Source organism: Nioella sp., from assembly GCF_964229645.1.
In the GTDB taxonomy this organism is placed as follows: Bacteria; Pseudomonadota; Alphaproteobacteria; order Rhodobacterales; family Rhodobacteraceae; genus Nioella.
Map to the genome: position 1 here is coordinate 1 of NZ_CAXREX010000119.1, position 10630 is coordinate 10630.

General features: G+C 65.2%; 14 protein-coding genes. 8 read left to right on the plus strand and 6 right to left on the minus strand.

Annotated features, from left to right (window positions below; translation table 11 throughout):
* The 4 genes from ACEQXV_RS08210 to ACEQXV_RS08225 all read left to right on the plus strand — a co-directional run.
* The coding region (locus tag ACEQXV_RS08210; RefSeq protein WP_370268680.1) for a helix-hairpin-helix domain-containing protein at positions 1-1131 on the plus strand (1131 nt) is incomplete at its 5' end.
* A 76-nt stretch (positions 1132-1207) separates the two neighbouring features.
* The gene (gene pgsA, locus ACEQXV_RS08215) at positions 1208-1879 is read left to right on the plus strand and encodes a CDP-diacylglycerol--glycerol-3-phosphate 3-phosphatidyltransferase (RefSeq protein WP_370253671.1); all 672 of its coding nucleotides are present in this window, start codon (positions 1208-1210) and stop codon (positions 1877-1879) included.
* Complete coding sequence (gene moaD, locus ACEQXV_RS08220) at positions 1872-2120, plus strand: molybdopterin converting factor subunit 1 (protein WP_370253669.1); 249 nt, start codon at positions 1872-1874, stop codon at positions 2118-2120. The genes pgsA and moaD overlap by 8 nt, the downstream gene beginning before the upstream one ends.
* 1 nt (position 2121) lies before the next feature.
* On the plus strand, positions 2122-2577 hold the full coding sequence (locus ACEQXV_RS08225) for a molybdenum cofactor biosynthesis protein MoaE (RefSeq protein ID WP_370253668.1): 456 nt from the start codon (positions 2122-2124) through the stop codon (positions 2575-2577).
* A gap of 143 nt (positions 2578-2720) precedes the next feature.
* On the opposite strand, the gene ACEQXV_RS08230 is transcribed toward ACEQXV_RS08225, so the two are convergent.
* The 3 genes from ACEQXV_RS08230 to ubiA are packed head-to-tail and all read right to left on the minus strand — an operon-like array spanning position 2721 to position 6004.
* A complete protein-coding gene (locus tag ACEQXV_RS08230; protein WP_370253667.1) occupies positions 2721-3047 on the minus strand; it encodes a hypothetical protein in 327 nt (108 codons plus the stop codon).
* On the minus strand, positions 3044-4981 hold the full coding sequence (locus ACEQXV_RS08235) for an OmpA family protein (protein WP_370253665.1): 1938 nt from the start codon (positions 4979-4981) through the stop codon (positions 3044-3046). The genes ACEQXV_RS08230 and ACEQXV_RS08235 overlap by 4 nt, the downstream gene beginning before the upstream one ends.
* A 51-nt stretch (positions 4982-5032) precedes the next feature.
* Positions 5033-6004, minus strand: a complete 972-nt coding sequence (gene ubiA, locus ACEQXV_RS08240; protein WP_370253664.1) for a 4-hydroxybenzoate octaprenyltransferase — start codon at positions 6002-6004, stop codon at positions 5033-5035.
* 12 nt (positions 6005-6016) lie between these two features.
* On the opposite strand from ubiA, the gene ACEQXV_RS08245 reads away from it, so the two are divergent.
* The 4 genes from ACEQXV_RS08245 to ACEQXV_RS08260 all read left to right on the plus strand — a co-directional run bounded on the left by ACEQXV_RS08245 (position 6017) and on the right by ACEQXV_RS08260 (position 9024).
* The gene (locus ACEQXV_RS08245; RefSeq protein WP_370253663.1) at positions 6017-6745 is read left to right on the plus strand and encodes a 16S rRNA (uracil(1498)-N(3))-methyltransferase; all 729 of its coding nucleotides are present in this window, start codon (positions 6017-6019) and stop codon (positions 6743-6745) included.
* Entirely contained in the window at positions 6742-7275 is a 534-nt protein-coding gene (locus tag ACEQXV_RS08250) for a hypothetical protein (protein WP_370268681.1), read from the plus strand. Before ACEQXV_RS08245 ends, ACEQXV_RS08250 begins: the two co-directional genes overlap by 4 nt.
* A gap of 61 nt (positions 7276-7336) precedes the next feature.
* Entirely contained in the window at positions 7337-8707 is a 1371-nt protein-coding gene (locus tag ACEQXV_RS08255) for a glutamate--cysteine ligase (protein ID WP_370268682.1), read from the plus strand.
* 71 nt (positions 8708-8778) lie between these two features.
* Positions 8779-9024: a hypothetical protein gene (locus tag ACEQXV_RS08260; RefSeq protein WP_370253659.1), complete on the plus strand. Its 246-nt coding sequence runs from the start codon at positions 8779-8781 to the stop codon at positions 9022-9024.
* Here the strand turns inward: ACEQXV_RS08260 and ACEQXV_RS08265 are convergent.
* The 3 genes from ACEQXV_RS08265 to ACEQXV_RS08275 form a co-directional block, all read right to left on the minus strand.
* Positions 9021-9311 carry a hypothetical protein gene (locus ACEQXV_RS08265; protein ID WP_370253657.1) on the minus strand — a complete coding sequence of 97 codons (291 nt, stop codon included), beginning with the start codon at positions 9309-9311 and terminating at the stop codon, positions 9021-9023. The two genes, ACEQXV_RS08260 and ACEQXV_RS08265, sit on opposite strands and share 4 nt — an antisense overlap.
* Before the next feature lie 3 nt (positions 9312-9314).
* Complete coding sequence (gene plsY, locus ACEQXV_RS08270; RefSeq protein WP_370253674.1) at positions 9315-9923, minus strand: glycerol-3-phosphate 1-O-acyltransferase PlsY; 609 nt, start codon at positions 9921-9923, stop codon at positions 9315-9317.
* Between the two features lie 2 nt (positions 9924-9925).
* Positions 9926-10630, minus strand: a 705-nt coding sequence (locus ACEQXV_RS08275) for an amidohydrolase family protein (protein ID WP_370268684.1), incomplete at its 5' end; no start/stop codon positions are given.

Sequence of the window (10630 nt, forward strand, 5' to 3'; positions counted from 1 at the left end):
ACCGTTCAGGGTGTCCAGGGTATCAACCCGCGAGGCGTGGCCGAGGCCGATGTCGTTGCGCTCCACATGGAGGGCGGCCAGGCCTGCGTGCAGGTCTTCTTCATCCGCGCGAACCAGAACTGGGGCAACCGCGATTTCTACCCGCGCACCGGCTCCGGCGCGGAAGAGGCCGAGGTGCTGGAGGCCTTCCTTGGCCAGTTCTACGACGAGAAGGACCCGCCCCGCCAAATCCTGCTGTCCCACCCGATCGAGAACGCGGATCTCATGGCCGAGGCCCTGGGCGAAAAGCGCGGGCGCAAGGTGGAACTGGTCGTGCCACTGAGGGGGGAGAAGGCCGAGCTCGTGTCTTTCGCCGCGCGCAATGCCCGCGAAAGCCTTGCCCGCAAGATGAGCGAGGCGGCGACCCAATCGCGCCTGCTGGACGGGCTTGCCGAGGCCTTCGCGCTGGATGCGCCGCCCGAGCGGATCGAGGTCTACGACAACTCTCACATCCAGGGCACCAACGCTGTCGGCGGCATGATCGTGGCCGGGCGCGAGGGCTTCCTGAAAAGCCAGTATCGCAAGTTCAACATCAAGGGCGACAGCCTGACCCCGGGCGACGATTTCGGTATGATGAAAGAGGTGCTGAGCCGCCGCTTCAAGCGCCTCCTGAAGGAAGATCCGGATCGGGAAAGCGACGCCTGGCCGGACCTGCTGCTGATCGACGGCGGGGCAGGGCAGGTGAGTGCCGTGGCCGAAATTCTGGCCGATCTCGGGGTCGACGACGTGCCGTTCATCGGCGTGGCCAAGGGCGTCGACCGAGATGCTGGGAAAGAGGAATTCCACCGCCCCGGCAAACGGCCATTCGCGCTGAAACGCAATGATCCGGTGCTTTACTTCGTGCAGCGTCTGCGCGACGAGGCACACCGCTTTGCCATCGGCACGCATCGTGCCAAGCGTGCCAAGGCCATCGGGGCGACGCCGCTCGACGATGTGCCGGGTGTCGGGGCGACGCGCAAACGAGCGCTCCTGGCCCATTTCGGAAGTGCCAAGGCGGTGAGCCGCGCCGATCTCGCCGATCTCAAGGCCGTTGACGGGATTTCGGATACGCTGGCGGAAACGATCTACGACTATTTCCACGAAAAGGGCTGATTGGACGCGCGCAAATTCCCGTGCCGGCCGCTCGCCGGGGCTGGCCCGCGCCCGGCAACCACGCTATGGCTTTGCCATGCAGTGGACCTTGCCCAATATTCTGACCGTGCTGCGCCTTCTGGCGGCCCCCGGCGTTGCGATCATCTTCCTGATCCTTCCACGCCCATACGCGGATTGGGTGGCCCTTGTCCTCTTCGTGGCCGCCGCGATCACCGACTGGCTCGACGGATACCTCGCCCGACGCTGGAGCCAGCTCAGCCGCTTCGGGGCCATGCTCGACCCGATCGCCGACAAGGCCATGGTCGTGATCGCCCTCGCGACGCTGATGGGGCTTTTCGGCTTCCAGACGCTGCTTATCCTGCCGGTGGCCGCGATCCTCTTTCGCGAAGTGTTCGTTTCGGGCCTGCGGGAATTCCTGGGCAACACCGCGGGCACACTGAAGGTCACGAAGCTTGCCAAGTGGAAGACCACGGTTCAGATGATCGCGATCGCGGTGCTGTTTTCCTACGGCATCTTCGAGCATCATTTCGGCATGAACGTGATCGGCATGTCGCCCGAGATCGTGGCCCAGATATTCGCTGGCGAGATCGAGGACGAATTCCACCTTGTCGCGCTAAGCCTCGGTGCCAACTGGGCCTATTTCGGGGGGCTTGTGCTGCTGTGGCTGGCCGCTGCGCTCACCGTGGTGACGGGCGTGGACTACCTTGCCAAGGCGATGCCCCATCTGAGGGAGGACCCCCATGATTGAGCTTCGATATTTCGCCTGGCTGCGCGAACGGATCGGCACCGGACATGAAACGGTGGAGACCAAGGCCGCGACGGTCGCCGAGCTGATCGACGAGCTCAAGGCGCGTGACGAGGGCTATGCTTTCGCTTTCTCCGATCTCAAGGCGATCCGCGCCGCTGTGGATCAGGCCCTCGTCGATCTGGACGCCCCGATCGCGGGCGCAAGGGAAGTGGCTTTCTTTCCGCCGATGACCGGAGGCTGACATGCCCGAGATCATCGTCCAGTCCGATCCATTCGACATGGGGGCCTGCCTCAACCGCTTCGCGGCGCGCCAGGTCAACGCGGGGGCGGTGGTCAGTTTCTCGGGTATCGTGCGCGACGTGGCGACCGGAGATCTCGATGCGATGGACATCGAGCATTACCCCGGCATGACCGAAAGGGCTCTTGAATCGATCGCGGCTGAGGCGATGGAACGCTGGACCCTGGCCGATGCCTTTATCCTGCATCGCTACGGGCGCATGGGACAGGGCGACACCATCATGATGGTTGCCACGGCCTCCCGCCACCGGGCCGATGCTTTCGCTGCGGCGGAATTCCTGATGGACTACCTGAAATCCCGTGCTCCCTTCTGGAAGAAGGAGATCACGGCCGACGGGTCGGCCTGGGTCGCCGCGCGAGACGAGGATGAGGACGCGCTGACGCGCTGGAAACGACCCTGACCGGGTCCGGATTTCCCTTCTTCTTTGCGAAAATACCCCGAGGTCTGGGGGCTGGCCCCCAGGCGGGCTGGCGAGGCTCCCGCGCAAGCGGGGGCAGAGACGGGCCGCGCACGGGTCGACGCGCTTCAGCGTCGAAACGCCCTTCAGCCCTGGTTGGCATGCTCCACGTAGGCGCGCAGCTCCTCGGCTTCCTGGCGGGCTTCCCGCAGGCCCTCCATCGCCGCGCGCAGTTCCGCCTCGGTCTGGCTGATCTGGTTGGTCAGTTCGGCTTCCCGGTGCTGGAGATAGGAAATCGCCTGGTCACGGGTTTCCTCGGCATCGTGCAGCGCCTTGGCCATCTCCTCCAGTTCGTTCATGTCCACCCCGGACACGCGCGTCAGCCTGTGAACCAGCCAGTTGGCAAACCAGCCAAGTGCGAAGGCCACGAACAGGATGATCGCGATGACGACGATGAATTCGGTGCGGTTCATTCGGTTTCCTCCTGGGCCTCTTGCGGCGGCACAAGGTTATCGGGCCGCATCACCGGCCTTGGGGCGTTGGCCAGCAGCTCGGCGCGTTCGGCGGCGGCTTCCAGTGCGTCCCGCTCGGCCACGTCCGAGGCCAGCAGGAATTCGATCCGGCGGTTGGTCTCGCGCCCTTCCTCGGTGTCGTTCGAGGCAATCGGACGGGTCTCGCCATAGCCCTGGGCGGTCAGGTTCGAGGTCAGAACGCGCCGCGCCAGAAGTCCGTTCAGAACCGCGTCAGCGCGACCCTGGCTCAGACGCAGGTTCATTTCCTCGCGTCCCTGGCTATCGGTATGGCCACCGATCTCCATGTCCACATGCGAACAGTCCGGCAGGATTTCGGCCAGGTCGTCCAGGATTTCTCCGGTGGCCGCGTTGATCTCGACCGAGCCGGGATCGAATGTGATCTTGCGCCCGCCCAGGGTCGTCTCGATCCGGTCGAGGCACTGTTCGGGCGACAGCAGGCCCGAGACCGGGTCGAGGCTGGGCACGTAGGTCACGTCGATCTCGAAGCCTTCCGCGGCCCCCAGGAGCTCGCTCATGATCTGGCTCAGGACCGTCGTCGTGTCCTCGCTTCCGGAATTCCCCCGGATCTGCACTGTGTCGGGCTGCACGACGACCGAGCCGTTATGCAGCTGCGACAGCGCCTCCAGCCCGGCCATGACTCGCAGCGACCAGCCACCGGGCAACTCGTCGTCGGTGCGCGTCGCCAAGTAGGTGTTCTGTCGGCCGAAGAGCGCTTGGGCATAGGCGCTGACGGCCTCGGTGATCCGATCGTCGGGCAGGCGTCCGCGTAGCTGCACGTAGCCCTCGGGGCTGCGGGTCGCGGTAAAGCTTGCCGGACCGTCATCGTCGCCTTCCTCGGCCGGGGCGGGCGGCAGAACCGCGTGCAGCGAGAAGACTTCAGGCAGGGCCGCGTCGAGTTCACCCACCACTTCGTCGAACAGGTCGGCCGGTGTGCCCTGGGCCACGATCAGGGTGATGTCCGCATCCGAGAAGGTCACTGTCGCGTCGTCGAAGCGGCTGACGGCAGCAATCGCCAGCGCGGCGGCGGCGGGCCAGTTGGGGGAAGGCACCCCGATCCCGAGGCGGCAAAGCTCCGGCCCGGCGAGGCCCGCGGCACGGGCGGCGGTCAGGATACGGTCGCGTCCTTCCTCGGTTCCTGCCGAGCAGCTTTCGAAGCGCCCGCCCTGTGGGGTCTGCACGTAGCGCAGGGTAAAGGGCGTGATCACGGGCCGGGGGGCAGAGATGTCCATCACCAGCTCGACCGTCGAGGGGCGGTTGCCTTCGAGGAATGCTTGCCATGCATCGCGCTGCTGCCGGCTGTCGGCCACGGCTTCGACCACGACCTGCCCGTCATAAACCGATACCTTGGCCCGGGGCAGTTCCGCCAGGGCCATCAGCCCGAAGCGGAAGGCCGGGCCCCATCCGGTCGGCACCGGGAAATCTGCGGTTTCCACCATGTTGGCCACGTGAAGGCCGGTGCCCAGTTCGTCGATGCCCCGGGTCAGGCGGTCGCGACCCATCGAGGCGGGGATGAGGCCGATCAGGGACACGCCGTCGACATTTCTCAGCATCTCCAGAGAGAACCGCGGAGGCTCGATCCCGGCGGGGTCCAGCACGCCCATGCTGTCAATGATCCGGTCGCTGTCCACGATCTCTCCGACGACACGCAGCGCGTGGAAGCGCGCGGCCTCGTCCGGGGCGGTTCCGGCCATCAGGACTTGCAGGCCATCGGCCCCGATCTGGACCCATTCGATGCCTTCGAGGCTGAGCGCGGTATTCACCGCGTGCACCGATTGCTGCTCGACCTGGCGCGCGCCGCCGACGGCGACGAGAAAGCTCAGCCCGGCGGCAAGCGCGAACGCCCCTATTGCGGCGAAATGAAAGGCTAGGCGCATGCGAAAGTGACTGTCCCGTGATCCATTGAGAAAGGCTTTAACGGGTTGCCGTTACAGGTTCAACGAAACCAGCGCCGCAGCGGCAAAAAACAGCGCAGGGATCAGGCCCGTGTCCCGGTTCCTGCGGAAAAGTTGCATGCAGACATCCGGGTCGTCGATATCGAGCCGCCCCATTTGCCAGGTCATGTGCCAGCCGAAACCCCAGGCCCCGGCAAGTGCCAGGACCAGTGTCAGAACGCTCGCCGAGGGCGTGAGCGCCCCGATCACGGCGATGGCCATCAGCGTGACGGACAGCACCAGGAAGCCGCGCAGGATGGGCTTGGTGCGGTCGCCAAAAAGCCGCGCGGTGGATTTCACGCCGATGAGCGCATCGTCTTCCTTGTCCTGGTGGGCATAGATCGTGTCGTAGAAGATCGTCCAGGCCATGCCGGACAGATACAGCACCACGGGCGGCCACGAGAGGCTGCCGGTATGGGCGACCCAGGCCAGCAGGGCCCCCCAGTTGAAGGCGATGCCCAGAAAGACCTGCGGCCACCAGGTGAACCGCTTGGCGAAAGGGTAGATGACCACGGGCAGAAGCGAGATGACCCCCATCAGGATCGCGGCCGTGTTGAAGGTCAGCAGAAGACCGAACGCGATCAGCGTCTGAAGCGCCAGCCACGCCAGTGCCTGTTTCACGCTGACCTGGCCCGACGGGATGGGGCGCGACCGGGTGCGCGCCACGGCGGCGTCAAAGTCGCGGTCGGTGATGTCGTTCCAGGTGCAGCCCGCCCCGCGCATCAGGAAGGCCCCCATGGCGCAGGCAGCAGCGATCCAGAGATCCTCCCATCTCGGCCCGTGGGCAGCGGCGGCCAGCCCCACGCCCCACCAGCATGGCAAGAGCAACAGCCAGGTGCCGATCGGTCGGTCCGCGCGGGACAGGCGCAGATAAGGCCGTGACCAGGTGGGCGCCAGGTGATCCACCCAATTGCCGCGCACCGCGTCGTGCACCTGCCCCTCTGGCGTTTCGCTGAAGCCGGTCATAAGGTCCGTCCCATGTCGTCGCGTGCAAAGATACGGCTCTACGTAGAGCATCCGCTTGGGGCAGGGCAAACGGTTCCGCTGTCGCGGGACCAGGCGCATTACCTTTTTGGCGTCATGCGGCTTGCCGAAGGGGCCCAGGTGGCGCTTTTCAACGGCTCGGAGGGGGAATGGACCGCCGAGGTGGTGGAAGCCGGCAAGCGCGGCGGCGTGCTGGCCTGCCGCGACCAGGCTGCGCCGCAGATGATGCCGCCCGACCTGTGGCTGCTCTTTGCCCCGATCAAGAAGGCGCGCACCGATTTCATCGTCGAAAAAGCCGCCGAGATGGGAGCCGCCCGGATTATCCCCGTGCAGACGGACTTCACCAATGCCGAACGCATCCGGCAGGACAGGTTGCAGGCGCATGCTGTCGAGGCGGCAGAACAATGCGGCGGCACCTTTGTGCCCCCGGTTGACGACCTGCAAAAGCTCGACCGGCTGCTGGCCGATTGGCCCGAGGACCGGCACTTGATCTTCTGCGACGAGAGCCTCGTCGGGGCTCGCGCGGCGCTGGAGGCTGCGCCCAAGGGCGAGAAATGGGCAATCCTGATCGGCCCGGAGGGCGGGTTTTCAGAGACGGAGCGCGACCGCCTGCGGTCGCGATCCTATTGCACAGCCGTCAGTCTTGGCCCCCGCATCCTGCGCGCCGATACCGCCGCTGTCGCGGCGCTGACTCTGTTCCAGTCCACGCGGGGCGATTGGTGAGCGGTTTCTTCCGACCCGAGGCCATGGCCGCGCTCAGACGCTGGCGCGAGGCGCTTATCGGGCTCGCGGTGGTGCTTGCGGGTGGTTTCGTGGCGCTTGCCGCGCTGACCGTCATCATCCTGGGCGTCGGCCTTGCCTTTGCTGCCATCGGCCTCTTTCTGCTTTGGGGGGGCATCCAGCGTGGGCGGTTCCGGCAGGCTGCCATCGGGCCGGGGGTCGTGACGCTGGATGAAGGCCGGGTGACCTACATGGGCCCGCTCGACGGCGGCGTGATCGACATCGAGGACATGGCCGTTTTGCTGCTCGACACGAGAAGCCGGCCACCAGTCTGGGTTCTGCGGCAGAATTTCGAGGCCCCGGTTCACATCCCGGTGAATGCAACCGGGGCTGATCGCCTGTTCGACGCCTTCCTGCGCCTGCCCGGAATTCAAACGGGTCGCATGGTCCGGCATCTCAATCGTTCCAGGGCCGATCTGGTCATGATCTGGGAACGTGAAGACGGCGTGGGCTGGCCTCAGGCGCTCAATTGACACTGCCCGCTTTTCCACCCATCAAGGGCCTTCGAAACACGTAGGTGCAGGAGCAGGCCCGATGTCCATCCCCCAGTCCGGTGGCGGCCCGATCGAACGGCATGAACAGCTGGCGGAATACCTCGCCGAAGGCTGCAAGCCCAAGGACCAGTGGCGCATTGGCACCGAGCACGAGAAATTCGGCTATTGCAAGGACACGCTGAAGCCGCTGCCCTATGCGGGCGACCGGTCCATTCTCGCGGTGCTCGAGGGCTTGCGCGACGGGCATGGCTGGGACCCGCTTGTCGAGGGCGGCAACCTCATCGGACTGACCAAGGACGGCGCCAATATCAGCCTCGAACCCGGTGGCCAGCTGGAACTGTCGGGCGCGCCGCTGGAAACCATCCACCAGACCTGTGACGAGGTGAACGACCACCTGCGCGACGTGAAGGACATCGCCGACCGGATCGGCGTGGGCTTCATAGGCCTTGGTGCGGCCCCGATCTGGTCGCATGAGGACATGCCGCTGATGCCCAAGGGGCGTTACAAGCTGATGGATGGCTACATGAAGCAGGTCGGCACCATGGGCACGACCATGATGCGCCGCACCTGCACCGTTCAGGTGAACCTCGATTTCGGGTCCGAGGCCGACATGGTGCAGAAGCTTCGCGTGGCGCTGGCGCTGCAACCGGTCGCGACGGCCCTTTTTGCCAACTCGCCCTTCTTCGAAGGCAAAGTGAACGGCCACAAGTCGTGGCGCAGCCGTGTCTGGCGGTCTTTGGACGATGCCCGCACCGGGATGCTGCCCTTCGTTTTCGAGGACGGCTTCGGGTTCGAACGATGGGTGGACTACGCGCTCGATGTGCCGATGTATTTCGTCTATCGCGACGGGACCTATATCAATGCGCTTGGCCAGAGCTTCCGCGATTTCCTGCAAGGAAAGCTGCCCGCGCTGCCCGGTGAGACGCCGACGCTGTCGGATTGGGCCGACCATCTGACAACGGTCTTCCCCGAGGCCCGGATCAAGAAGTTCATCGAAATGCGTGGCGCCGACGGCGGCCCGTGGCGGCGGCTGTGCGCGCTGCCCGCCTTCTGGGTCGGCTTGCTCTACGATCAGTCGGCATTGGACGCGGCCTGGGATCTTGTGAAGGGCTTCGACGTGGAAACGCGCGATGCAATGCGCGTGGCAGCCTCGGTGGACGGGCTTCAGGCCGAGGTGAATGGCGTCAACATGCATGCGCTGGCGCGCGAGGCGGTCGCCATTGCCGAGGCGGGCTTGAAAGCGCGCGCGCGGCTCGGCGCAGGCGGCATGGTGCCCGATGAAACCCACTTCCTGAATGCGCTGAAGGAAAGCATCGAGTGCGGCCATGTGCCCGCCGATGAACTGCTGGAACACTACCACGGCGACTGGAACGGCGACATCTCTCGGATCTATTCGCAGTTCAGCTACTGAAGAAAATCTTTGAACCATTTTCCAGTTTGGGGTCTCTTACTGTCATTGTTGACAGAAAAGGAGCTTAGGAAATGCGTGATTTCTTCATCGGAGCACTGGACAAACTGATTACCGTGATCGTGATCCTGATGATCATCGGTGTGGTCGGGGCGTCGCTCTTCACCATGTTCAGTTCGCAGGGCGGCTTCCTCGCCGGGATCGGCCTGCTGATCGGCGGCGGGCTTTACGTGATCCTCATGGGCGGGATGATGTACCTGTTCCTCGGGATCTACCACAACACCAAGCGCACCGCAGAAGCGCTGGAAAGCCGTGGCTAATACGAACCGGCGCCGCGCCCGTCATTAGGCGCGGCGTCGACCACGAGATGCCGGACGAAGGCAATGACCTTTGCTTCGGGCATCTCGCAGGGCCGCAGCAATGCGCCTGCCTTGGTGCGATAGAGGTTGAGGCTGATGTAATCGGTCCCGCCCAGTTCCTCGGCCACCAGTTTCTGGCTGGACCCACCCGCGAAACCCGATTTCACACAGACATAGCGCCGCCCGTCTGCAATGCCCGTGAAGGAACCGAGGGGCAATGCATCGAAGGCCGACAGGAAACCCTGCACGGGTCAGCCCTTGCGGCCGATCCGAGGCTCCTCGCCTTTCAGCAGGCGTTTGATATTGGCGTCATGGCGCATGAAGATCAGCGCGGCCAGAAGCGCCGTGACCAGCCCCGCCTGAGGCATCCCCAGAACACTGACCCAGACCGGGGCCATCGCGGCGGCCACCAGGGCAGACAGGGACGAAATCCGGCTGATTGCGGCGATCAGAAGCCACGTGAGACAGGCGGCAATCCCGGCAGGCCAGAACAGCGCCAGAAGCGTGCCAAGGAAGGTCGCCACGCCCTTGCCGCCCTTGAAGCCAAGGTAGACCGGGAAGCAGTGCCCCAGGAAAGCTGCGAATCCCGCCACCTGCGCGGCGTCCTCGGCCACCAGTGCGCGTGCGACCAGCACCGCGATTCCGCCCTTGCCAGCATCCAGCACCAGTGTCAGCGCGGCGGCGGGCTTGCTTCCGGTGCGCAGAACATTCGTCGCCCCGATATTGCCAGAGCCGATCTGCCGGATATCTCCAAGCCCAAACAGCCGCGCCATGACAAGGCCGAAGGGGACCGCGCCAAGCAGGTAGGCCAGCACGGCGGTTGCGGCCAGCAGGGTGGCAGAGGTCTCGATGACGGGCAGCATCAGGCGGTCCTTTCATAGACAGGCGCGCCCTGAACGAGCGTCATCAGCACCTTGCCCTCCATGCGCATCCCGTCAAAGGGGGTATTTTTCGACTTCGAGCGCAGCGTGAACCGGTCCAGCACGAAAGGCGCGTCGGGGTCGAACAGCACGAGGTCGGCGGGCGCGCCCGGAGCCAGGGTGCCGGTATCAAGCCCAAGCCGTCGGGCAGGGTTCAGCGCCATCGCGCGGAAAAGCTGCGGCAGGCTCAGCTGCCCGGCGTGGTAAAGCCGCATGGCGGCGGGCAGCAGCGTTTCCAGCGCCACCGCGCCCGAGGCAGCGGCCTCGAACGGCAGGCGCTTCGATTCCTCGTCCTGCGGGGTGTGCATGGAGCTGATGATGTCGATCGTGCCATCGGCCACGGCTTCGACCATTGCCAGCCGGTCGTCTTCCGCCCGCAATGGCGGTTTGACCTTGAAGAAGGTGCGATAGTCGCCAACGTCGAATTCATTGAGCGTCAGGTGATGGATCGAAACGCCCGCCGTCACGTCGAGCCCGTCGGCCTTGGCACGCGCCAGCGCGGGCAGGGCGGCTGCGGTGGTGATCTGGTCGGCGTGGTAACGGGCGCGGGTCATCTCGACCAAGGCAAGGTCACGCTCCAGCCCGATGCGTTCCGCCATCGGCGACACGGCGGGCAGACCCTTGAGCGAGGCGAACTTGCCCGAGGT

What these genes read in the sequence shown, in the direction of transcription:
- pgsA (WP_370253671.1), top strand. Translation starts at nt 1,208, where the DNA reads ATGCAGTGGACCTTGCCCAATATTCTGACCGTGCTGCGCCTTCTGGCG.
- moaD (WP_370253669.1), top strand. Translation starts at nt 1,872, where the DNA reads ATGATTGAGCTTCGATATTTCGCCTGGCTGCGCGAACGGATCGGCACC.
- ACEQXV_RS08225 (WP_370253668.1), top strand. Translation starts at nt 2,122, where the DNA reads ATGCCCGAGATCATCGTCCAGTCCGATCCATTCGACATGGGGGCCTGC.
- ACEQXV_RS08230 (WP_370253667.1), bottom strand. Translation starts at nt 3,047, where the DNA reads ATGAACCGCACCGAATTCATCGTCGTCATCGCGATCATCCTGTTCGTG.
- ACEQXV_RS08235 (WP_370253665.1), bottom strand. Translation starts at nt 4,981, where the DNA reads ATGCGCCTAGCCTTTCATTTCGCCGCAATAGGGGCGTTCGCGCTTGCC.
- ubiA (WP_370253664.1), bottom strand. Translation starts at nt 6,004, where the DNA reads ATGACCGGCTTCAGCGAAACGCCAGAGGGGCAGGTGCACGACGCGGTG.
- ACEQXV_RS08245 (WP_370253663.1), top strand. Translation starts at nt 6,017, where the DNA reads ATGTCGTCGCGTGCAAAGATACGGCTCTACGTAGAGCATCCGCTTGGG.
- ACEQXV_RS08255 (WP_370268682.1), top strand. Translation starts at nt 7,337, where the DNA reads ATGTCCATCCCCCAGTCCGGTGGCGGCCCGATCGAACGGCATGAACAG.
- ACEQXV_RS08260 (WP_370253659.1), top strand. Translation starts at nt 8,779, where the DNA reads ATGCGTGATTTCTTCATCGGAGCACTGGACAAACTGATTACCGTGATC.